Genomic DNA, 23057 nt, shown 5'->3' on the forward strand with positions numbered 1-23057 from the left:
ATGAGCACAACCAGCATCACGGCCGACCGCGGCCGTCCGTCGGCCATCGGCTGGCAGCTGCCGCCGTTCTACTGCCCCATCGAGCGCCGTACGGACCTGCACGCGCAGGCGGAGCTGCTGGAGAAGCAGGCCGTCGAGTGGATCGACGACTACGGCCTGTACCCCGACCCCACCGAGCGGGCGTGGGGACTGGCCACCCACAGCGCGGAGTTCACCAGCCGGATCATCCCGCGCGGCGCCGAGGACGCCATGCTGCTCTTCATCCAGTGGAACTACTGGGCGAACGCGGTGGACGACTGGCACGACGACGGCGACAACGCCACCGGTACCGCGAAGATCGCCGACCACAGTGCCCGGCTGATCCGCGCCCTGGAGTACCCCGGCTCCGCCATGCTCCCCTCCAACCCGCTCACCTGGGCCCTGGAGGACCTGGTCGCCCGGACCCGGACGCTGCTTGGCCCGTACCGGCTCAAGCGCTTCATGGACGGCACCCGCGACTGGCTCTTCGGAGCGGGCTGGCAGACCGCCAACGCCGAGCGTGGCATCATGCCCGCGCTGAACGACTTCGCGGCCATGACCGTCTCGACCAACGGGACGCGCTTCACGCTCGCCTGGTGCGACGCCGCCAACGGCATCGACGTACCGCCGGAGGTGCTGTACTCGGCGCCCGTGCAGGCTTTCACGGACGCGGCCGGGTTCGTCGTCAGCAGCGACAACGACCTCTTCTCGTACGCCAAGGAGGACCACCTCGACCAGCCGGAGCAGAACCTGGTCAACGTCATCGCGCACGAGAAGGGCATCACCCCGCTGGAGGCCGTGCCGTACGCGGTCGGCATCCGGGACCGGGTGATGACGCTGTTCCTGCGGCTGCGCGAGCAGTTGGCAAAGGACGCGGACCCGATGCTGGCGCGCTACCTCGAATCGCTCAGCGACTATGTGTCCGGCTGCATCATCTGGCAGAACAACGCGCCCCGCTACGCCAGCCCGCGCAACCGCAACCCGCTGCCCGTGCCCGGCGCCTCGTACCACGTCACCTACCGGGACACCCCCACTGACCCGGCCACGACGCCGCCCGCCATCCCGTCGATCACGTGGTGGTGGGACCAGCTGCGCGGCTGATCCCGCGCGCACGGCAAGTCTCCGGTGTACCTCGGCCGTACGCCGGGAGGACGAGCCATGAAACGGAAAGCGACGAGCCGGCCGTACGGGTGCTCCGTACGGCCGGCTCTCGTGCGCCGTGCCCCAGTAACCGGTCGGTGGCCGCTCAGTGGCCGCCGAACAGCCGGGCGAAGAAGCCGCGCTGCGGACGGTCACCGGCCGGTGCGGGGGCGGCCGACCGGGCGGGCGCGGCCGCGGCCGGCATCGGCTCCGAACGGCGCTGCGCCGGCAGCACCGTGCCCGCGCCGGACGCCTTGCCGCCGCCCGCCGGGCGCGGCGTGAAGGCCACCGGCAGCTCGACCAAGTGCCGGGACATCAGCGAGGAGACGTACCGCAGGTCCTCGGCCCCGACCGCGAGCCGGATGTCCGGCAGGCGGTTGAGCAGCGTGTCGATGCCGGTGTCGGCGATGGCGCGGCCGACGTCCTGGCCCGGGCACTCGTGCGGGCCGCCGCTGAACGCGAGGTGCGAGCGGTTGCCGTGCACGGGCGTGGTGAGGTCGGGCCGGATCTCGGGGTCGACGTTGCCGGCCGCGAGGCCCAGCAGGAGCAGGTCGCCCGACTTGATGTCGCGGCCGCCGAGCGTGGTGTCGCCGGTGGCCCAGCGGCCCAGGATCGTGGTGAGCGGCGGCTCGTCCCACAGCACCTGCTCCAACGCATCCGGCAGCGTCATATGGCCGCCCGAGAGGCTGGCGCGGAAGCGGCGGTCGGTGAGGACCATCTTCAGCGTGTTCGCGATCAGGTTCGAGGTGGTCTCGAACGCGGCGATCAGGACCAGCCGCAGGTGCTGGACGATCTCCTCGTCGGAGAGCTGCGAGCGGTGCTCGATCAGCCAGGTGGCGAGGTCGTGCCCGGACTGCGCGCGGCGCTTGGCCACCAGCTCCCGCAGCGCCGTCATGACGTACTCGTTGCTGGCCACCGCGGTCTCGGTGCCCTTGATCATGTCGCGGGCCGCGTCGACGAGCCGGGGCCCGTACGACTCGGGCATGCCCACCAGCTGCGTCATCACCAGCATCGGCAGATGCTCGGCGAACCGGGAGACCAGGTCGGCCTGGCCCGCGCCCGCGAACTCGTCGATGAGCTGGCCGGCGAAGCGGGTGACGTACCGGCGGATGCCGCGCCGGTCGAAGCGCGCCAGCGACTCGGTGACGGCGTTGCGCAGCCGCTCGTGGTCGGCGCCGTCGACGAAGTTGCACACCGGCTGCCAGGCGGTGACCGGGGTCAGCGGGTGGTCGGCCGGCACCTGTCCCGTACGCAGCGCGCTCCAGCGGCGGGAGTCCCGCGAGAAGCGGGAGGGCGTGCGGGCCACGTCCAGGTTCTCGCGGTGGCCGAGCACCAGCCACGCCGGCAGGTCGCCCTGGAGCAGTACCGGCGCGACCGTGCCGTGCTCGGCGCGCAGCTTCTCGTACAGGCCCGTCGGGTCGGCCTCGGCCTCGGGACCGTACAGCCGGCGCACGCCGTCGGGACCCAGGCCGTGCGCGGGGCACCCGGGCGGCGGAGTGGGGGGCGTGGTCACGATGCCTCCGAGGTGACGGCGAGGTGGTGCAGGTAGTGCATGAGCGTCATCAGGACATCCCGGCTGGACGTGCGCAGCCGGGCGTCGCAGTCCACGATCGGGACCTCCGGGGGGAGGTCGAGCGCTTCGCGGAGCTCCTCGACGTCGTGCTTGGGCGCCTCCGGGAAGGAGTTGATCGCGACGACGAAGGGCACGCCGCGCTCCTCCAGACGGCCGATGACGTCGAAGCTGACCTCCAGGCGGCGGGTGTCGACCAGGACGACCGCGCCCAGCGCGCCGTCGAACAGGCCGTTCCACAGGAACCAGAAGCGCTGCTGGCCGGGCGTGCCGAAGAGGTAGAGCACCAGCTCCTCGTTGAGGCTGATGCGCCCGAAGTCCATCGCGACGGTCGTGGAGGTCTTGCGCTCGATGCCCAGGGTGTCGTCGACGCCGACGCCGGCCTGGGTCATCGTCTCCTCGGTGGTCAGCGGGCGGATCTCGCTGACCGCGCCCACCAGGGTCGTCTTGCCGACCCCGAAGCCGCCCACGATCACCACCTTGACCGCGGCGGTGGCCGAGTCCGGCAGCGCGTCCTCGCTCCGCGGCCCGGCGACCGGTTCCGCGGCGAGCGCCTGCCCTGCCACGGGCTGCTCGGCGAGCGCCTGCCCGGCGGCCGGGTCAGAGCTGTTGAAGTCCATGGATCACCGCCTCGATAAGGGAACGGTCCGGAAGTTCTGCGGGCGGTACGGGCGCGCGCGCCACGACCCGCCCGTCGGCCAGCAGGTCACCCAGGAGCACGGTGACCACGCTGACCGGTAGCTTCAGGTAGGCGGAGAGCTCCGCCACCGACAGCGGGGAGTGGCACAGCCGCATGATCGCGGCGTGCTCGGGCTGGATGCCCGGTCGCGGGGCGGCCTTGGCCACGATCAGCGTGACCAGGTCGAGGGAGAAGGTCTGTGCGGCGGCGCCGGAGCGCCCGCCGGTGATCACGTAGAGCCGTTCGGGGCTCTCGTCCTCCCAATCCTGGCCCGCTCCGCTCACGCGGCCGATCCCTCGCCGCGCGGCGGGCTGCTGAGGTGCTCGCCGATCCGGGCCACCAGGTCGCGCATCTTCATTCCGATCAGTCCGGCGTCCACGCCCTCGTCGGCCAGCACCGCGAGGTAGGCGCCCGCACCGGCCGCCATCAAGTAGAAGAAGCCGCCGTCCAGTTCGATGACGACCATGCGCATCTTGCCGTCGCTGTGCGGGAATTCGGCGGACACCGCGCCGGCCAGGGACTGCAGCCCCGCGCAGGCGGCGGCCAGCCGGTCGGCGGTGTCGGTGTCCGTGCCGTACTGGGCCATCCGCAGGCCGTCCGAGGACAGCACGACGACGTTGCGGGTCTGCGGGACGCTCTCCGCCAGGTCCTTGAGCATCCAGTCCATGTTGGCCCGGTGCTGAATCATGGCAACTCACTCTTTTCCGACGACTCGTCACTCTTCGGCCCGGCGGCCCCGCCCGATTCTCCGGAGAGACCGCTCTGGAAGGCGGCCAGCCACATGCCGGGCTGCACCTCGGGGGCGGGCTCCGACGCGGAGGACCGGTGGTCTGCGGTGTCGGGGGCGGTGGGCGCCTGCGGCGCGGGCTGGGCCGGCGCGGTGGCGCGGGACTTGCGGCGCCGCTGGGGCAGCCCGTTCGCGGTCCGTCCGGTCACCACCGGCACGTCGTCCTGGGTGTCCTCGGGCCGGGGCAGCGCCGCGGGCGCCGAGGGCACGGGGCCGGTGGCCGGGCGCCGCGCCGCCGGGTGCTCGGTGCGCTCGCTCAGCGGCCCGGAGGAGGCGCCGATGCCGTGCGCCCGGCCGGTGGCGGGCGCGGTGGTGATCAGGTCCTGCGGCACGATGAGGACGGCGCGCACGCCGCCGTACGCCGAGGTGCGCAGCGACACCTGGAAGTTGTACGCCTGGGCCAGCCGGCCGACGACCGCGAGGCCGAGCCGCGGGGTCTCCCCCAGGTCGTTGACGTCGATGCCCTCCTGGGCCTGCTGGAGCATCCGCTCGGCCCGCTTGCGGGCCTCCTCGCTCATGCTGACGCCGCCGTCCTCGATCTCGACGGCGATGCCGGACTGCACCTCGACCGCGGTGAGGTGGACGCGGGTCTGCGGCGGGGAGTAGCGGGTGGCGTTGTCCAGCAGCTCGGCGAGCGCGTGGATGAGCGGTTCGACGGCCGTGCCGACGACCGCGACCTCCGAGACGGAGTGCAGCTCGACGCGCTGGTAGTCGATGATCCGGGACATCGCGCCGCGCAGCACGCTGAACAGCGGGACGGCGCGGCTCCACTGGCGGCCGGGGCGGGCGCCGCCCAGTACGGCGATGGAGTCGGCGAGGCGGCCGATCAGCGCGGTGCCGTGGTCCAGCCGGAGCAGGTCGCCGAAGACCTCGTGGTTCTGGCCGTGCCGGTCCTCCATGCCGCGCAGTTCCTGCGCCTGCTGGTGGACGATGGCCTGGACGCGGCGGGCGATGTTCACGAACGCGCGCTGGGCGGACTCGCGCAGGTCCTCCTCGGCGACGACCGCGTCCAGGACGGAGCGCAGCACCGCCTCGTGGGCCGCGGCGAATTCGGGGGTCAGACCGGACTCGCGGGCCTCCTGGGCCAGCCGTTCCGTCATCGAGGCGAGCACGTCCTCGGGGAACTCGTCCTGACCGAGCCGGGTGACGACCTCGGGCAGCAGCCCTTCGGCGAGCCGTACGGTCGCGGCCTCTTGGCGGGCCAGCACCGCGGCCTGCGCGTCGGAGCTGCGGCGCAGCGCCGTCAGCGCCCGGCCGCGGCGGGCGACCTCGGCGGAGAGCAGCGCCACTGCGACGGTGGCGACGCCGCCCGTCCACAGGACCGGCGTCAGCGCGGCGGAGGGGACCAGGACGGCGGCGACGACCGCGGCGATCACGGTGAGTGCCGCCGGCAGTATCCACCCGAGCGCCGAAGCGGGTCGCAGCCCTCCGGGCGACGATCCTTCTCGAACCATCAGCACCCTCAACCAATCGAAAGATACGGGGAAGTCCACGGGCGCAGCGGTGAGGGCAGCGTCAACACACAAGTCACCATGAGTAACTGCCAATACGCTGAGCCGCCTTCAGCATAACCGGACTTGATCACTCCTTGACGCCGGGTCATGTCCCCGCAGGTGAAGGGCTGTAGACCCGCTGAACGGACACCACCGTCCGCCTGGCGCACACCTCACAGGGGCCGCGATGTCACCCTCCGGACGGTGACGAAAACGCCAGCACGCCGTGCGGGCAAGGGAGTTGACCGCACGGCACACTCAGCGGGCGTCAGCTCACAGGCGTACGGTCCGCCGCGGCCGTGTTTTGGCGTCCGCCAGCAGACCGTGCAGGGCGGCGAACTCCTCCACGCACTTGCCGGTGCCCGCCACGACGCAGTGCAACGGGTCGTCGGCGACCACGACGGGCACGCCGGTCTCCTCGCTCAGCAGCCGGTCCAGGCCGCGCAGCAGCGCCCCGCCGCCGGTGAGCGCGATGCCGTGCTCGATGACGTCGCCGGAGAGCTCGGGCGGGCACGCGTCCAGGGTGCGCCGGACGGCCTGGACGATCGCGTCGACGGGCTCGGCGAGCGCCTGCCGGATCTCCTCGGCGGTGATCTCCTGGGACCGCGGCAGGCCGTTGACCTGGTCGCGGCCGCGGACGGTGCAGGCGTCACGGCGTACGGGCACGGCGCGCTCCACCGTCTCGTCCGCGTCGTCGGCGGGCGGCTCCGGTACGCCGGCCTCCTCGGGCGTCCACAGCGCCGAGCCGATCGCGATCTTGAGGTCCTCGGCGGTGCGCTCCCCGATGGCCAGCGCGTGCTTCTTCTTCACGTACGCGGTGATCGCCGCGTCCATCGCGTCGCCCGCGACCCGTACGGACTGGGCGGTGACGAGGCCGCCCATCGAGACCACCGCGACCTCGGTCGTGCCGCCGCCGATGTCCACCACCATGCAGCCCACCGGCTCGGCGACCGGCAGCCCGGCCCCGATCGCGGCCGCCATCGGCTCCTCGATGAGCTGCACCTCGCGGGCGCCCGCGCGCTTGGCGGAGTCGATGACCGCGCGCCGCTCGACGCCGGTGATGCCCGACGGCACGCAGATCACCACCCGCGGCCGGGAGAACCGGCGGCCCGGCAGCGCCTTCTTCATCAGCCCCCGCAGCATCCGCTCGGCGGCGTCGAAGTCGGCGATCACGCCTTCCTGGAGCGGCCGCATCGCGGTGATGCCGGACGGGGTGCGGCCAATGGTGCGCTTGGCCTCCGTGCCGACCGCGACGACGTCGCCCGCCGCGCTCACGGCGACCACGGACGGCTCGTTGAGCACCACGCCCTTGCCGCGGGCGTAGACCAGGGTGTTGGCCGTCCCGAGGTCGATGCCTATGTCGTACGTACCGCCGGAGGAAGTGCTGGCCATGAGGAGTTCGCTCGCTCGCTTTCGGCTCGGACTGCGGACACGCCCGCGGCGCGGCGCACGGAACCCCCCGACATCGCGCCCCAGACGGCAGCAATGACGTCAATAACGGGCAATTACCTACTCTACCGGCGTCGCACAATTGCACGCCGTCCGGCCCGGTTCCGGGCGGACGGGCACTCAGTGACCGGTCCGGTTCAGCGCCTGTGCGAGGTCGTCCAGCGCGTCCACCAGCAGGCCCGCCGCGCGCAGCGCCACGCCCTGCCCTTCCGTCTCCGCGTCCCAGACGGCCAGCCACCTGTGCGGCCCGGACCAGTCCAGGTCACCGCCCTCCCTGATGGCCCGGGCCGCGCGCGCCACCGCGGGCCCGAGCTCGGCGGCGAACGCGTCGGCGCCCGGCGACGGTTCCGCGTCCGGGCCCGGCAGATGAGCCTCCATCAGCATCGCGGCCCGGCCCATGGCATTGAGGGCCGTCTCCGCCGCCTGCGTGGCGCCCTGCGACAGCCCGCGGTGCCGCACCGGCTCCTGCCCGGCGCGCTCCCCGCTCTTCACCCATGCGACGCGCGCCGCCCGCAGATTGAGCAGCGCCTCGCGGACCCGGCGCGGCCGGCGCTCGGCGGGCCGGGCGTAGATCTCCAGGACGGCGACGGCGTACCGGCCGCCCGCCTCCAGCCACTCCGCCAGCCGCTCGCGCAGCCGGGACGTCTCCCAGGCCGGGAAGAGCGCGTACGAGAGCGTCGCCAGCAGCCCGCCGAGCAGGGTGAGGACCACCCGCTCCTGCACGGTCTGCTCCCAGCCGGCGCCCGCGATGCCGAGCAGGAAGACGACGTACGCGGCGACGCACGCCGAGGTGACCGCGACGCCGGTGCGCAGCAGCAGGTACATCAGGAACGCGCACACGATGGCCAGTCCCGCGTCGACGTACCGCCCCGGCTGGAACAGGGCGATCACCCCGCCGCCGACCGCGACGCCGAAGAGGGTGCCGATGAAGCGGGCGATGCCGCGCTGGTACGTCTGCGCGAAGTCGGGCCGCATGATCATCACGGAGGCGAGCGGCGCCCAGTAACCGTGCCCGAAGGGCAGCGCGGTGCCGATGAGGTAGCCGGCCGCGGCCACCGCGGCGACCCGCAGCGCGTGCCGCAGGACGAACGAGGACCAGCGCAGCTCCCGGCGGACGGCCCGCAGCACGACCGGGACCTGGCGGTGGACGGCGGGGCGCAGCAGGTGCGGCCGGTCGCCGTCGGAGACCGGGCCGGTGGGCTCGACCGGCTCCTCGGCGGCCTCCACGGCGTCGGCCAGCAGGCTCAGCAGCCGGGCCGCCGAGCGGCGCGCCGGGCCGGTCAGCATGTCGCCGGACTCCGGTACCTCCAGGGCGTCCAGGGCGTCGGCGGGCAGCCGGACCGGCCGGGCGTGGCGGATGGCGGCGGCCACCGCGTCCAGCACGGTCGCGGCGGCGCCGAGCAGTTCGCGGGCGCGGTCCCGCTCGGGGCCCTCCAGCGGGGCGCCGACGACGGGGTCGGCGAGCGAGGCCAGCGCTGGGCGCACCTGTTCGGCGAGGGTGCGGGGGCCGTGCAGCTGGGCGGGGCGCCGCCGGGCCTGACGCGGCGTCACCCGGGAGGCGAGCCGGGCGTCCATCAGGGGCTGCGGGTCGAAGGGCGCCACCGGATCGTGCCGCAGCCGGCGCGCGTAGTCGGCCTCGGCGGCGAGCGCGTCGGCCAGCGCGTCCCGCTGCCGCCCCCAGCGGCGGATGGGGAAGAGCAGGATGAGCGCGGCCTGTACGCAGCCGCCGGCCGCGATCAGCGCGGCGTGCTCCAGCGCGCCCAGTACGGAGGTCGGCAGGGTGACGGTCACCAGCATCACCGCGACCGTCTGCGTGCCGATCAGCCCGGAGACCGGCCCGACGGCCCAGCACAGCCCCGCGAGCAGGGTCCAGGCAGCGAGCAGCAGCACGAACAGCACGGTGTGGGCCGCGGCCAGATAGCCGAGGAAGGTGGAGACCGACAGGCCGCCCGCGACGGCCAGCGCCAGCAGCGGGCGCGGCCGCCAGCTGCGCTGGAAGGTGGCGATGGCGGCGGAGAAGGCACCGAAGGCGGCGGAGACCGCGAGCACCGGGGAGCCCAGCCACAGGCAGCCCCCGACGACGATGGCGACGCCCACGGCGCCGCGGACCGCGATGAGCGGCGTCAGCTTGGCCCGTTCGACGCTCAGCCCGGAGCGGGCGGTCTGCTTCAGCGCGCTCGTCCAGGTCATAACGAGAGAATACGTGCCGAATACGAGGAAAACGGTCGGCCGGCCAGGCGCGGCACCTCCGTACCGGCCGACCCTCGGACGGCGGCCGGTACGGAGGAAGGGGCGGCCGTCAGCGGCCCGGGCTGCAGTCGATCTGGATGAGCTTGATCGGCTTGCTCGCGTCCAGGCCGACGTACGCGGTGAAGTGCTGGTCCGGGCCGCGGTTCCACTTGGTGGTCACCGTCGCCCAGCCCACGCCCGCGGACTGCGCGGTGGTCACCTTTCCGATGGCGATGTCGCGCGGCTTGTTCTGCGCGCAGAGCAGGACGTCGTACTTCTTGTTCTTCTCGGCGCGCTTCTTCAGCTCGTCGCCGACCATGTTGTCCCGCTCCCACTGGCGGGGTCCGTGGTTGCCGTAGAACCCCTGCAGGAAGTGGTGGACCTGCTCGGCGTTGTAACGGGCCGGGGCCTTCTCCTCGGAGGCCGAGATGGCGGCGGTCACGGCGGGCGCGGCGGGCGCGGACGCCGCGAGGGCCAGGCCGCCACCGAGCAGGGCGGCACAGAGAGCGGAGACGGTGACAGCTCGCGAAGCCTTACGGATCATCGAATGTCCTCTTCTTCCGGAATTCATCCGCATTATGCGGACCTCACCCGAGCAGACACGCCGCAGCGCGTCAGGGTTGCACGACCCGCGGCGCAAGCACCCACCCGGCCCAACCGGGCGCCCGCACAGGAGCAGAAGAGGAAGCCCCTGTCCCCCTTACGACACCACGTCCTTCGTCCGGAAGCCGCGGAAGGCCAGGGCGAAGAGGATCAGTGCGTAGGAGACGGAGACCGCGGCGCCCTGGGCCATGGCGGTCCAGTCCAGCTTCGGCTGCAGCGCGTCCACCCAGGCGAACTGCCAGTGGGCCGGCAGCGCGTCGCGCCAGTTGCCGAGGGCTGTGACCTGGTCCAGGACGTTGCCGACGATGGTCAGGCCGACCGCGCCGCCGACCGCGCCCAGCGGCGCGTCCGTCACCGTCGACAGCCAGAACGCCAGCGCGGCGGTCACCAGCTGCGAGACGAAGAGGTACGCGACGACCAGCGCCAGCCGCGGCACCGCGTCCCCGGCCGGCAGCACCCCGCCGCCCGGCAGCCGCAGCGCGTCCCAGCCGTACGCGTACGTGCCCACGGCCAGCGCGACCAGCGGCAGCAGCACCATCGCCGCCGCGCTGAACACCAGCGCCACGGTCAGCTTGCTCAGCAGCAGCCGGGTCCGCGGCACGGGCGCGGCCAGCAGGTACCGCAGCGAGGACCAGCTCGCCTCCGAGGCGACCGTGTCGCCGCAGAACAGCGCGACCGGCACCACCAGCAGGAAGCCCGCCGAGACGAACAGCGCGGTGGCCGCGAAGTTCGCACCGGAGGCGGTCGCGGTGTCCATCAGGGTGATCCGGTTGTTGCGCCCGGCCGGGTCGCCGCCGAGCGCGAAGGCCGCGACCAGCACGAACGGCAGCGCGGCCAGCACCACGCCGACCACCAGCGTGCGGCGCCGCTTCAGCTGCCGCAGCGCTTCGACGCGCAGCGGCAGGGTGTGCCCCGCGCGGTAGCCGGCCGCGGGCCCGGCCGGGTGTGCTGCGGTACTCATCGGTCCCCTCCGATCAGGGTGAGGAAGGCGTCCTCCAGGCGGCGGTGCGGCCCGACGCGGTCCACCGGTACTTCGAGGCGGAGGAGTTCGGCGAGCAGTCTGTGCGTGCCGGCCGTGCCGTCGAGGCGGACGAGCAGCCCGTCGTCGGCGCGGACGGCGGAGGTGACGAACGGCAGTGCTGCCACCTTCTCCACCACCCCGTCCGGCACCGGCGCAGACGTGCCGACCAGCAGCGTGTCGCCGGTCCCGACGATCTCGGCGACCGGCCCGGCCTGCACCAGCCGGCCGCGGTCCATGACGACCAGATGCGTACAGGTCTGCTCGACCTCCGCCAGCAGATGGCTGGAGACGATCACGGTCCGCCCCTCGGCCGCGTAACGGGTCATCACATCCCGCATCTCGCGGATCTGCGGCGGGTCCAGGCCGTTGGTCGGCTCGTCCAGGATGAGCAGGTCGGGCAGGCCGAGCATGGCCTGCGCGATGGCGAGGCGCTGCCGCATGCCCTGGGAGTACGTACGGACGGCGCGCTGCAGCGCCTCCCCCAGGCCCGCGATCTCCAGCGCCTCGTCGATGTGCGCGTCCTCGGCCGGACGGCCGGTGGCCCGCCAGTACAGATCCAGGTTCTCCCGGCCCGTCAGATGCGGCAGAAAGCCCGCGCCCTCGACGAACGCGCCGACCCGCGAGAGCACCGGGGCACCCGGCCGCACCGCGTGCCCGAAGACCCGGATCTCGCCCTCGTCCGGCGTGATCAGGCCCATCAGCATCCGCAGCGTGGTGGTCTTGCCCGCGCCGTTGGGCCCGAGCAGCCCGAGCACCTGTCCGCGGTCGACGCCGAAGGTCAGCTCCTGGACGGCGTACCGGTCGACGGCACCGTGGTACTTCTTCGTCAGGCCGGTGATCCGCAGCGGCACGTCGGCCAGGTCCGGGTCGGGCGCGGGCGGCGTGGTGCGGCGGCGCCCGGTGAGCAGCAGCGCGGCGGCGATCAGTACGGCCGCGAGCGGCAGGCCCCAGACCCACCAGGGCAGCGGGGTGGCGGCAGTGTGCACGCCGGGCGCGGTCGGCACGCTGAGGGCGTTCTTACCGGCGAGCGCGACCTTGTACACGGCGGGCTCCGCGGGCGAGGCGTACGCCATGTCGGTGGCGGCCACCACCAGCCGCATCCGGTGCCCGGCGGCGAACTCGTGGTCGATGGCCGGGAGCCGGACGGAGACCGTGCGGCCGTCCTTCGCGTCCGTCACCCGCAGCGGCGTCACGAGCTGATGCGGCAGCAACTGGCTGCGCCCGTCCGGCCCGACGTCGTAGACCTTGGCGAACAGCACGGCCTCGCCGCTGTCGCTCGTCACCCGCAGCTTCGCCGTCGGCGAGCCGGTGACCTGCACGGGGCTCTTCAGCGCGCGGGACTCGAAGCGGGCGTACTGGCCGGGGAAGTCCAGCGACGGGCCGTTGCCCAGCGCGCTCAGGCCGCCGAGCGCGGCACCGATGCCGGGGACGGAGGAGATCGCGGGCGGGTCGCCGCCCGCGGGGTTGGCGAGCGTCTGCTCGCGGCCGGCGAGCGGCACGGACCGCGGGTCGCCGCGCAGGCCCGGGTAGCTGTCCCCGCTCGCGCCGCGCAGCCGCGAGGCGCCGTCGCGGGCGTCCAGGCCCCCGGACCGGCTGATCCGGAACGCCGGTCCGGTGTCGGTGCCGCGCTCGCCCTTCAGATAGCGGGCGAACCACGCTTCCGTACGGGCCAGGACGCGGGCTTCCTCACGGGCGCCGCCGTCGTGGCCGCCCTCGATCCAGTCCACCGCGACCGGCGCGCCGTTCTTCTTCAGCGCCTTCGCGATCGCGTCGGCCTGGCCGAGCGGGAAGAGCGAGTCGGACTGGCCCTGGGTGATCAGGGTGGGGACCTTGATGCGGTCGGCGACGGCCTGCGGGCTGCGCCGCTCCAGCATCTTCCGGGCCTCGTCGTCCGGGCGGCCGGAGACCGCCACCCGCTCGTACATCCGGCAGAGCTGCGCCTCGAAGCGGTGACAGGCCACGCCGCGGGCGGGGTTGGGCACGGAGGTGGTGACGGGGGCCGAGCCGGTGGTGAAGAAGTAACCGGCCCACAGTTTCTTGAACACCCCGTCGGGGAACAGCGCGTCGGCGAGGTTCCAGTACGTGATCTGCGGCGCGATGGCGTCCACGCGGCGGTCGTGGCCCGCCGTGAGCAGCGCGATGGCGCCGCCGTACGAGGCGCCCGTCATGCCGACGCGCGGGTCGCCGGGCTTGTCCAGCTGCACGTCGGGACGTTTCGCCAGCCAGTCGATGAGCCCACTGACGTCGGCGACCTCGCCCTCCGGGTCGTTCAGCCCGATCTTGCCGGTGGAGCGGCCGAACCCGCGTGCCGACCAGGTCAGTACGGCGTATCCGGCCCGCGCCAGCTGCTGGGCCTGGTCCTTGGCCGCCGCCTTGCTGGCGCCGAAGCCGTGGCCGAGCAGCACGGCGGGACGGCGGCCGTCCACCGCCGTGCTCGTGAAGTAGGAGGTGTCGATCCGGACGGTGGCCTTGCTGCCGGGCTTCTCGGGCAGCGCCAGGACCTGGTCCTGGCGCTGCACGGAGCCGGCCGAGCCGTCGGAAGCGGCCACCGCCGCCCACGAGCCGCCGCCGAGCAGCACGGCCAGCACGGCCACGAGCGCGACCAGTCGCCGGCCACGCGGCCGGGAAACCTTTACAGCCATGCGGTCACCCTACGGGGGCGGCCTGTCAGCTCCCGGTCAGGTCCGGGGTGACCGTCCGGTCAGCCCTGCGGCGGGGGCCCGAAGCCGCCGGCGGGCGGGGAGGGCGGTACAGGCGGCGCGCCGTACGGGGCCTGCGGCGGTACCGGCGGGGCCTGCGGAGTCTGCGGCGCCTGCGGGGGCATGGCGGGCGGGCCGTAGCCGGGTGCCGGGGCGGTGGGCTGGCCGTAGCCGGGCTGGGGCTGTGCGTATCCGGGCTGGGGCTGCGGCGCGTAGCCGGGCTGGGGCTGGCCGGGCTGCGCGTAGCCCGGCTGCGGCTGCGGCTGGCCGGGCGCTCCGTACGCCGGCATGCCCGGTGTTCCGTACGGCGCCGCGCCGGGCATTCCCGGCATTCCCGGCTGCGCGGGCGGGGTCCATTCCTCGGCTACGGGCGTGCCCGGACGGCCCATCAGGGCCAGGACGGCGATCGAGCCGAGGAGTTCGACGACCACCTGCACACGGGACAGGATGGTCTGGAACGCGGGAGCCTGCCCCAGCTCGAAGAAGTGACCCCCGGCGAGCAGGCCGATCAGGCCGATGAGCGAGATCGGCAGCAGGACCAGCGCGAGCCCGGTGGTGAAGCCGCGCGCCGACACCCCGCGCGTGGCGCAGAGCAGCCCGGCGACCGCGGACATCAGCAGGAACGTGATCGAGTACCAGCCGGGGCCGAGGCTCGTCAGCGCGGAGAGGATGCCGTGGCCCAGGTAGATCACGTCGAGCGAGCCGAGACCGTCCTGCAGCAGTACGGAAACGTTCCACACCGCGGCGCACAGCGCGATCAGCCCGAACACCACCGCGCCTGCCACCGCGGCAGCGGGCAGCGGCCGCATCGGCGGGTCACTGGGGCGCCGCGTCGGCCAGACCCGCAGCCCGGCCAGCACCACGATGCAGGAGACGAGGCCCAGCAGCACCAGCAGGCCGCTGGTGATGAAGACACTCAGGAACGTGTCCGTGTCCGTGCTCACCTCGCCGATGAACCAGCGGTTGTCGCTCGTGTGCTGGCCCGTGCTGACGAACACCTGGATCGCGGCGGTGAACGTCAGTGTCGTCGCCACGGCCAGCAGACCGCCGGCCGCCCGCGCCCCGGTGAACGCCGTCCACACCGCGCCCAGTTGCACGGCCAGGAGTCCCACGGCGTACGGATCGGTGATCGCGCCGTCGGCGTGCGGCCCGAGCCCCGTCCAGGACTCCCACAGCGCCCCGAACCCGAACTCCGCCATGTCCATCGCCAGCCATGTGGCGCTGTTCAGCAGGAAGAGCGTGCAGAACACCCCCGCGGTGATCCGCGCCCCCTTGCTGAGGACCGTAACGTGCGGCATCTTGCCCCCGTCTTTCTTCTGTTTCCTGTTGTGTACTGCCGTGTGTCACGGCCTCGTGCGCGCGGACAGCGCCCGCACCGTAACGGATCTGTACACCGCGCGCGCCCCGCAAGTACAACTGAGGGACGGGCCCGGCGCCGCACCCGGGCCGCAGGGGGGAGGCGGCATGCGCGCCATCGCGATCGTCGGGGCAGGGCAGGCCGGACTGCAGCTGGCCCACGGGCTGCTCGCCGAGGGGTACGACGTCACCGTGGTTTCGGACCGCACGCCGGAGCAGATCCGCGCCGGGCGGGTGATGTCCACTCAGATCATGTTCGGCCCGGCGCTAGGCCTCGAACGTGCGGCGGGCCTGAACGCCTGGGACGGCAAGGCCCCCGGCATCACCGCGCTGCAGGCCACGGTCTGGGACCCGCCGGGCAGGCCCGCGCTGCGCTTCACCGGCCGCTTCGACGAGGAGGCCCAATCCGTCGACCAGCGGGTGAAGATGGCCGACTGGCTCGACCTGTACGAAGCGCGGGGCGGCCGGGTGGAGTACGGCGCCGCCGACGGCAGACGGCTGGCCGCGCTGGCCGCCTCGCACGATCTGACCCTGGTGGCCGCGGGCCGCGGCGACCTCGCCCGGCTCTTCCCCCGGGACCGCGCGCGCTCCCCGTACGACCGGCCGCAGCGCTCTCTGGGCTGCATCTACCTGCACGGCGTCGGGCACCGCCCGGAGTACCCGGCGCCGCACGCCCGCTCCAACCTCTCGCCCGAGGCCGGGGAGATGTTCGTGATCCCCGCGCTCACCACGGGCGGCCTGTGCGACATCGTGTTCTTCGAAGGGGTGCCGGGCGGCCCGTACGACTGCTGGCAGGACCGGCCGGGACCCGCCGCCTGTCTCGCCCGCACGCTGGAGCTGCTGCGGCAGTACGCGCCGGCCGAGTACGAGCTGTGCCGGAACGCGGAGCCGACCGACGCGCGCTGCACGCTCTACGGCGCGGTCACGCCGACGGTGCGGCGGCCCGTCGCCAAGGTGGCCACGGGCCGCTATGTCCTGGGCATGGCGGACACCGTCGTCGTCAACGACCCGGTCACCGGCCAGGGTTCGAACAACGCGGCCCGCTGCGCGGCGCGCTACCTCCGCGCCATCAAGGAGCGCGGCACGGCCCCCTTCGACCGGGCCTGGATGGAGCGCACCTTCGACACGTTCTGGGACCACGCGCAGTACGCCACGGAGTTCACCAACACCATGCTCCAGCCGCCCCCGGAGCACGTACAACGCCTGCTGGCAGCCGCCGCCCGCTGCCCGGCCATCGCCCACCGCTTCGTCAACGGCTACGCCGACCCGGCCGACTTCCGCCACTGGCTGACGGACCCGGAGGCAGCGGCGGCGTACTTGGCGGAGATCCGGGAGCCGTGAGCGCCGGCGCCCGGCCGGGCGGGCCGGGCGGCGCTGACGGCCCCGCCGGTCCGCACCGGCGGGGGCCGTCAGTTCCCGACAGCCGTCAGCTGTTGCTCGGGAAGCCCAGGTTGATGCCGCCGTCGGAGGGGTCCGGCCAGCGGGTGGTGACGACCTTGCCGCGGGTGTAGAAGTGCACGCCGTCGTTGCCGTAGATGTGGTGGTCGCCGAAGAGCGAGTCCTTCCAGCCGCCGAAGGAGTGGTAGCCCACCGGCACCGGGATCGGCACGTTGACGCCAACCATGCCGGCCTCGACCTCCAGCTGGAAGCGGCGGGCCGCGCCGCCGTCCCGGGTGAAGATGGCCGTGCCGTTGCCCCAGGGGGAGTTGTTCATCAGGGCGATGGCCTCGTCGTACGTCTCGACACGCACGACCGACAGCACCGGGCCGAAGATCTCGTCGCGGTAGCAGTCCATCTCGGGCGTGACGTTGTCCAGCAGCGAGACGCCGATCCAGTGGCCGTCCTCGTGGCCCTCGACCGTGAAGCCGGTGCCGTCGAGCGCGACGGTCGCGCCCTGGGCGGCCGCGCCGGTCACGTACGAGGCGACCTTGTCGCGGTGCACCTTGGTGATCAGCGGGCCCATCTCGGAGGCCGGGTCGTCGCCGGGGCCGATGGTCAGCGCGGCGGCCCGCTCCTTGATCTTCTCGATCAGCGGGTCGGCGGTGTCACCGACCGCGACGACCACGGAGATCGCCATGCAGCGCTCGCCGGCCGAGCCGTACGCGGCGTTGATCGCGGAGTCCGCGGCCAGCTCCAGGTCGGCGTCCGGCAGCACCAGCATGTGGTTCTTCGCGCCGCCGAGCGCCTGCACGCGCTTGCCGTTGGCGGTGCCGGTGGTGTGGATGTACTTGGCGATCGGGGTGGAGCCGACGAAGGAGACCGCGGCGATGTCGGGGTGCGCGAGGATGCGGTCCACGGCGGTCTTGTCACCGTTGACGATGTTCAGCACGCCGTCCGGCAGGCCCGCCTCGGCCGCCAGCTCGGCCAGCTTGAAGGCCGCCGAGGGCACCTTCTCGCTGGGCTTGAGCACGAAGGTGTTGCCGCAGGCGATGGCGATGGGGAACATCCACATCGGCACCATGGCCGGGAAGTTGAACGGCGTGATGCCCGCGACGACGCCGAGCGACTGACGGATCGAGGAGACGTCCACGCGGGTGGAGACCTGGGTGGACAGCTCACCCTTGAGCTTCTCGGAGATGCCGCAGGCCAGCTCGACGATCTCCAGGCCGCGGGCCACCTCGCCGAGCGCGTCGGAGTGCACCTTGCCGTGCTCGGCGGTGATCAGCCGCGCGATCTCCTCGCGGTGCGCGTCGACCAGCTCGCGGTACTTGAAGAGGACCGCCGTGCGCTTGGCGAGCGAGCTGGTGCCCCAGGTGCGGAAGGCCTCCTTGGCGGTGGCTACCGCGGTGTCGACCTCGTCGACCGAGGCGAAGGGGACCTGCTTCTCCTGGGCGCCGGTGGCGGGGTTGTAGACCGGACCGAAGTTGCCGGAGGTGCCCTCGACGGGCTTGCCGCCGATCCAGTGGCTGAGGGTCTTCATGTGCGGGGCCTTTCTGGGGACGAAAGCTTCAGCGGAGGTCAGAGGTGGCGGCGGCGTCCGGCCGCCTGGCGGTCGTACTCCTCGCGGGCGAGCAGCGCCGCCTCGCGCGTCGCGGTCTCGGCAACGGGAACATCCCACCAGGCCTGGGCCGCGGGCGCGCCCGGCACAGTGTCAGCCGTTTCGGTCTCGACATAGACACATGTGGGGCGGTCCGAGGCACGCGCCGCGGCGAGCGCGGACCGCAGCTCGGCGACGGTCGCGGCGCGGATCACGTCCATGCCCAGCGAGGCCGCGTTCGCGGCGAGGTCCACCGGGAGCGGCTCGCCGGTGTACGTGCCGTCCTTGGCGCGGAAGCGGTAGGCCGTGCCGAAGCGCTCGGCGCCGGTCTCCTCGGAGAGGCCGCCGATGGAGGCGTAGCCGTGGTTCTGGATGAGGACCACGTTGATGTTGATGCCTTCCTGGACCGCCGTGACGATCTCGGTGGGCATCATCAGATACGTGCCGTCGCCGACCAGCGACCACACCGGGCGGTCCGGGGCGGCCATCCGGACGCCGATCGCGGCCGGGATCTCGTACCCCATGCAGGAGTAGCCGTACTCCAGGTGGTACTGGCGGCGGGACTGGGCGCGCCACAGTTTGTGCAGGTCACCGGGGAGCGAGCCGGCCGCGTTGATGATCACGTCGTCGTCGCCGACGGTCGCGTCCAGCAGTCCGAGCAGCTGCGTCTGGCTGGGCCGCGCGTCCTCCGCACCGGTTCGGTACGCGCCGTCGACCAGGATTTCCCACTCGGCCTTGGCCGCGCCGTACGCCTCCTCGTACGCCTTCTCCACGCGGTGCCCGTCGAGCTCGCGGGTCAGCGCCTCCAGACCCGCGCGGGCGTCGGCGATCAGGGAGAGCGCGCCGAGCTTGTGGGAGTCGAACGAGGCGATGTTGAGGTTGACGAAGCGCACGCTGGGCCGGGCGAAGAGCGTCGCGGAGGCGGTGGTGAAGTCGGTGTAGCGGGTGCCGACGCCGATGATCAGGTCCGCCTCGCGGGCCAGCGCGTCCGCGGTCGCGGTGCCGGTGTGCCCGATGCCGCCCACGTCCGCGGGGTGGTCGTACCGCAGCGAGCCCTTGCCGGCCTGGGTCGAGGCGACGGGGATGCCGGTGGCCTCGGCGAAGGCGCGCAGCGCCTCCTCGGCCTCGGCGTGGTGGACGCCGCCGCCCGCGATCAGCAGCGGGCACTCGGCGGAGCGGATGGCGTGCACGGCCTCGGCGAGCGCGCCGGCGTCCGGCTGCGGCCGGGTGACGTGCCAGACCCGGTCGGCGAAGAACTCCTCGGGCCAGTCGAACGCCTCGGCCTGCACGTCCTGCGGCAGCGCCAGGGTGACCGCACCGGTCTCGACCGGGTCGGCCAGCACCCGCATGGCCTGCAGCGCTGCCGGGATCAGTGCCTCGGGGCGGGTGACCCGGTCGAAGTAGCGGGAGACCGGGCGCAACGCGTCGTTGACCGAGATGTCGCCCGCGTACGGGACTTCGAGCTGCTGGAGCACGGGCTCGGCCGGGCGGGTGGCGAAGGTGTCGCCGGGCAGCAGCAGCACCGGGAGGCGGTTCACCGTGGCCAGCGCTGCACCGGTGACGAGGTTGGTGGCGCCGGGGCCGATGGAGGTCGTGACGGCCTGCGCGGAGAGCCGGTCGGACTGGCGGGCGTACCCCACGGCGGCGTGCACCATGGCCTGCTCGTTGCGCCCCTGGAGGTAGGGCATTCCCGGCGCCTCGGGGGCGGCTCCCCGCTCGTATCCCGCGGGCTGCGACTCCAGCAGTGCCTGGCCGAGTCCGGCGACGTTGCCGTGGCCGAAGATGCCCCAGGTCGCGGCGATGAGACGGTGCCGTACGCCGTCCCGCTCGGTGTACTGGTGCGCGAGGAATTCGACCAGGGCCTGCGCGACCGTGAGGCGGCGCGTCGTCGGGGCGGTCATCGGGCTTCTCCTGCGGGTGCGCTGTAGAGGGGGAGGCGGGGGTCGACGGGCTGCTCGGGCCACGTACCGCGGATCCAGCCGTGGTCCGGGTGGTCGCAGATCAGCCACTCGCGGGCCTCGCCGGGGCCCGCCATGACGTTGAGGTAGTACATGTCGTGGCCGGGCGCGGCGATGGACGGGCCGTGCCAGCCGTCGGGGATGAGGACGACGTCGCCGCTGCGGACCTCGGCGAGCACGTCGGTGTTCTGTCCGTGACCGGAGGGGCTCACGCGCTGGTACCCGAGGCCGGGCCTGCCGTGCGCCTCGGCGATCTCGAAGTAGTAGATCTCCTCCAACTCGGACTCCTCGCCCGGCCGGCACTCGTCGTGCTTGTGCGGCGGATACGAGGACCAGTTGCCGCCCGGCGTGAGCACCTCGACGGCGATGAGCTTGTCGCATTCGAAACCGTAGTCATCATCGCCTCCGGCGGGGGCTGCCGCGGCGAAGTTGTTGACCTGGCGCGAGCAGTTGCCCGTACCCCGCAGCTCGACGGGGACGGACGAGGCCGGGCCGTACCGCGCGGGAAGGCGCTTCGAACAGCGGGCGCCGGTGAGCGCGAAGCGGCCGCCGGACTCGCTGGCGATGCCCACATGCGCGTCGCGCGGGACGTACGCGAAGTCCGTGACGCCGCTGAACACGCTGTCCCGGCCGGTCAGCGCGAACTCCTCGCCGGAGTCGACCGCCACCGTGCAGCCGCCGGAGAGCGGCAGCACGATCCACTCGCTCTCGCCGGTGGCGAAGGAGTGGTGACCGCCGGGCGGGAGCTCGAGCACGCGGAGGGAGGAGTATCCCCAGCCGGCGTTCTTGGGATGGATGTCGAGGGCGTACGGGCCGTCGGCGGCGGTGCCCGCCGGGCGGTGGAAGGTGGATTCGGCGTTCATGACGTCAAGTCTCCTACTGAACACTGACGGTGACAGGACCTGTGGACAACTTCCGCGCCAACCGCGGCTACAGAAGGCTGACGGCGGTATCCACAGCCCCCGCCACATCCCCGTCCACGGGGTAGAGCAGCGAGCGTCCGGCGACCAGTCCCTGCACGGTCGGCAGGTGCAGGGCCTTGCGCCACTTCTCGTACGTCGCGTCCTGGTCGGTTGCCGAGATGTCGCCGCCGAGCAGCACCGTCGGCAGCGTGGAGGTCTCGCAGACCTGCGCCATGTCGTCGGGGTCCTCGGTGACCGGCAGCTTGAGCCAGGTGTACGCGGAGGTGCCGCCGAGTCCGGAGGCGATGGCGACGGACTTGGTCACGGCCTCGGCGCTCAGGTCGTTCTTCACCTTGCCGTCGATCCGGCGGGAGATGAACGGCTCGACGAAGAGCGGCAGTTCCCGCTCGGCCATGGCGTCGATGGCGCGCGCCGTGGACTCCATGGTGTCCAGCGACCCGGCGTCGTCGTAGTCGATGCGCAGCAGCAGCTTGCCGCAGTCGAAGCGGAGCCGTGCGATGTCCTGCGGGCGGTGGCCGGTGAAGCGGTCGTCCATCTCGAAGGACGCGCCGGCGATGCCACCGCGGTTCATCGAGCCCATCACGACCTTGTTCTCCAGCGCCCCCATGAGGAGCAGGTCCTCCAGGATGTCGGCGGTGCCGAGCACGCCGTCCACGCCGGGCCGGGACAGCGCGAGCGAGAGCCGTTCCAGCAGGTCGAAACGGTCCGCCATGGCCAGCTTGTGGTCGCCGACGGCCAGCGCGCCGCGCGCGGGGTGGTCGGCGGCGACGATCATCAGCCGGCCACTGTCGCCGATGAGGGGGCGGCGGGTGCGGCGGGCCGCGGCTTCCGCGACGGCTTCGGGGTGCCGGGCCCGCAGCCGCACGAGGTCGGAGAGCGGTGTGGTCAAGGCGTAACTCACCTTCTTGAGCGCCCGCGATGTCCACGCGGGCGGTGTGCGGCGGTGGTCTCAGCGCTCCGCGAGGAACGCTTCGACCTCGGTGGCGGTCGGCATGGCGGAGGAGCAGGCCAGGCGGGCGGCGACGATGGCGCCGGCGGCGTTGGCGTACCGCATCATCGGTTCCAGCTCCCAGCCGGAGAGCAGGCCGTGCACGAGGGCGCCGCCGAAGGAGTCGCCCGCGCCGAGGCCGTTGACGACCTCGACCGGGGTGGGCGGAACCTCGGCGGTGCGGCCGTCGCGGTGCACGGCGAGCACGCCCTTGGGGCCCTGCTTGATGACGGCCAGCTCGACGCCCATGTCCAGCAGCGCCTGGGCGCACGCCTTCGGGTCGCGCAGGCCGGTGGCAACCTCCGCCTCGTCGACGTTGCCGACCGCGACGGTGGCGTGCGCCAGCGCCGCTTCGTAGTACGGACGGGCGTTGGCCATCGCCTGCGGGCCGGTCTCGCCGCCGTCCCCGGAGGCGCCGCCCTGGCCGCCCCAGAACATCGGCCGCCAGTCCAGGTCGAAGACGGTGATGCCGGACTTGCCGCGCGCCTCCAGGGCGGCGAGCGTCGCGGAGCGGCTGGGCTCCTCGCACAGGCCGGTACCGGTGATCCAGAAGACCTTGGCGGCCCGGATCGCGTCCTGGTCCAGCTCCTCGGGACGGATGACCAGGTCAGGGGCCTTGGGGCGGCGATAGAAGTACAGCGGGAAGTCGTCCGGCGGGAAGATCTCGCAGAAGGTGACCGGGGTCGGGTACTGCGCGACGGGGGTCACCCAGCGGTCGTCCACGCCGAAGTCGCGCAGGGCGTTGTGGATGTACGTGCCGAAGGGGTCGGCACCGGTACGGCTGATCACGGCGGTGCGGCGGCCCTGCCGGGCGGCGGCGACCGCGACGTTGGTGGCCGAGCCGCCCAGGAACTTCCCGAACGTCTCCACCTCGGCCAGCGAGACGCCGGTCTGCAGCGGATAGATGTCCACCCCGATGCGGCCCATGGTGATCAGGTCAAAGCGGCCGGTGTCGATCGGCTCGGTCATGTGCGCCCCTTCGCTACGGCCGGTCTTGGAAAGCTCCGGCCAGGTCGGCTCCGACCACAGGTCTAACGGGGCGACTCACACCCTGTCAACAGTTTGTCCTTACATTCTGACGTCGACGATGCGATGATGGCCGAGTCACCACGCGTTACAAAGTCCTTAAGTCCTTATGTCAGGACGAAGTCTTGACAGGCTCGGCAG

At 72.8% G+C, this 23057-nt stretch carries 18 protein-coding genes; 2 read left to right on the plus strand and 16 right to left on the minus strand.

Annotated elements, in window-relative coordinates:
• Positions 1–1119 carry a terpene synthase family protein gene (locus IF04_RS0102065; RefSeq protein WP_051830580.1) on the plus strand — a complete coding sequence of 373 codons (1119 nt, stop codon included), beginning with the start codon at positions 1–3 and terminating at the stop codon, positions 1117–1119.
• A gap of 145 nt (positions 1120–1264) precedes the next feature.
• Here the strand turns inward: IF04_RS0102065 and IF04_RS0102070 are convergent, their stop codons facing one another.
• The 11 genes from IF04_RS0102070 to IF04_RS40080 form a co-directional block, all read right to left on the minus strand.
• Positions 1265–2671 carry a cytochrome P450 gene (locus tag IF04_RS0102070; protein WP_030249877.1) on the minus strand — a complete coding sequence of 469 codons (1407 nt, stop codon included), beginning with the start codon at positions 2669–2671 and terminating at the stop codon, positions 1265–1267.
• Complete coding sequence (locus IF04_RS0102075) at positions 2668–3348, minus strand: GTP-binding protein (RefSeq protein WP_245654241.1); 681 nt, start codon at positions 3346–3348, stop codon at positions 2668–2670. Before IF04_RS0102075 ends, IF04_RS0102070 begins: the two co-directional genes overlap by 4 nt.
• The gene (locus IF04_RS0102080; RefSeq protein WP_030249882.1) at positions 3329–3691 is read right to left on the minus strand and encodes a DUF742 domain-containing protein; all 363 of its coding nucleotides are present in this window, start codon (positions 3689–3691) and stop codon (positions 3329–3331) included. Before IF04_RS0102080 ends, IF04_RS0102075 begins: the two co-directional genes overlap by 20 nt.
• The gene (locus tag IF04_RS0102085) at positions 3688–4095 is read right to left on the minus strand and encodes a roadblock/LC7 domain-containing protein (protein WP_030249885.1); all 408 of its coding nucleotides are present in this window, start codon (positions 4093–4095) and stop codon (positions 3688–3690) included. Before IF04_RS0102085 ends, IF04_RS0102080 begins: the two co-directional genes overlap by 4 nt.
• A complete protein-coding gene (locus tag IF04_RS0102090) occupies positions 4092–5648 on the minus strand; it encodes a sensor histidine kinase (RefSeq protein ID WP_030249888.1) in 1557 nt (518 codons plus the stop codon). The genes IF04_RS0102085 and IF04_RS0102090 overlap by 4 nt, the downstream gene beginning before the upstream one ends.
• Before the next feature lie 312 nt (positions 5649–5960).
• Entirely contained in the window at positions 5961–7079 is a 1119-nt protein-coding gene (mreB, locus tag IF04_RS0102095) for a rod shape-determining protein (protein WP_030249890.1), read from the minus strand.
• A 177-nt stretch (positions 7080–7256) separates the two neighbouring features.
• Positions 7257–9326: an FUSC family protein gene (locus tag IF04_RS0102100; protein WP_030249893.1), complete on the minus strand. Its 2070-nt coding sequence runs from the start codon at positions 9324–9326 to the stop codon at positions 7257–7259.
• 109 nt (positions 9327–9435) lie between these two features.
• Entirely contained in the window at positions 9436–9909 is a 474-nt protein-coding gene (locus tag IF04_RS0102105; protein ID WP_030249896.1) for a hypothetical protein, read from the minus strand.
• Positions 9910–10065: 156 nt separating this feature from the next.
• A complete protein-coding gene (locus tag IF04_RS0102110) occupies positions 10066–10929 on the minus strand; it encodes an ABC transporter permease (protein ID WP_030249898.1) in 864 nt (287 codons plus the stop codon).
• Positions 10926–13631, minus strand: coding sequence for a CocE/NonD family hydrolase (locus IF04_RS0102115; protein WP_030249900.1), 2706 nt, complete (start codon positions 13629–13631; stop codon positions 10926–10928). The genes IF04_RS0102110 and IF04_RS0102115 overlap by 4 nt, the downstream gene beginning before the upstream one ends.
• Positions 13632–13690: 59 nt before the next feature.
• On the minus strand, positions 13691–14986 hold the full coding sequence (locus tag IF04_RS40080; RefSeq protein WP_030249903.1) for a DUF2076 domain-containing protein: 1296 nt from the start codon (positions 14984–14986) through the stop codon (positions 13691–13693).
• Between the two features lie 166 nt (positions 14987–15152).
• Here IF04_RS40080 and IF04_RS0102125 point away from each other — a divergent pair, with 166 nt between their 5' ends.
• The gene (locus tag IF04_RS0102125; protein WP_030249906.1) at positions 15153–16385 is read left to right on the plus strand and encodes a styrene monooxygenase/indole monooxygenase family protein; all 1233 of its coding nucleotides are present in this window, start codon (positions 15153–15155) and stop codon (positions 16383–16385) included.
• Between the two features lie 85 nt (positions 16386–16470).
• Here IF04_RS0102125 and IF04_RS0102130 read toward each other — a convergent pair whose 3' ends face one another.
• The 5 genes from IF04_RS0102130 to iolC form a co-directional block, all read right to left on the minus strand.
• Positions 16471–17964, minus strand: a complete 1494-nt coding sequence (locus IF04_RS0102130) for a CoA-acylating methylmalonate-semialdehyde dehydrogenase (RefSeq protein WP_030249909.1) — start codon at positions 17962–17964, stop codon at positions 16471–16473.
• Positions 17965–18002: 38 nt separating this feature from the next.
• Positions 18003–19922: a 3D-(3,5/4)-trihydroxycyclohexane-1,2-dione acylhydrolase (decyclizing) gene (gene iolD, locus IF04_RS0102135; RefSeq protein ID WP_030249916.1), complete on the minus strand. Its 1920-nt coding sequence runs from the start codon at positions 19920–19922 to the stop codon at positions 18003–18005.
• Complete coding sequence (iolB, locus tag IF04_RS0102140) at positions 19919–20842, minus strand: 5-deoxy-glucuronate isomerase (protein WP_030249919.1); 924 nt, start codon at positions 20840–20842, stop codon at positions 19919–19921. The genes iolD and iolB overlap by 4 nt, the downstream gene beginning before the upstream one ends.
• 67 nt (positions 20843–20909) lie before the next feature.
• Positions 20910–21791 carry a Cgl0159 family (beta/alpha)8-fold protein gene (locus IF04_RS0102145; protein WP_030249925.1) on the minus strand — a complete coding sequence of 294 codons (882 nt, stop codon included), beginning with the start codon at positions 21789–21791 and terminating at the stop codon, positions 20910–20912.
• A gap of 60 nt (positions 21792–21851) precedes the next feature.
• The gene (gene iolC / locus IF04_RS0102150; protein WP_030249927.1) at positions 21852–22859 is read right to left on the minus strand and encodes a 5-dehydro-2-deoxygluconokinase; all 1008 of its coding nucleotides are present in this window, start codon (positions 22857–22859) and stop codon (positions 21852–21854) included.
• Between the last annotated feature and the right edge of the window lie 198 nt (positions 22860–23057).

Source organism: Streptomyces violens, from assembly GCF_000717745.1.
Lineage (GTDB): Bacteria > Actinomycetota > Actinomycetes > Streptomycetales > Streptomycetaceae > Streptomyces > Streptomyces violens.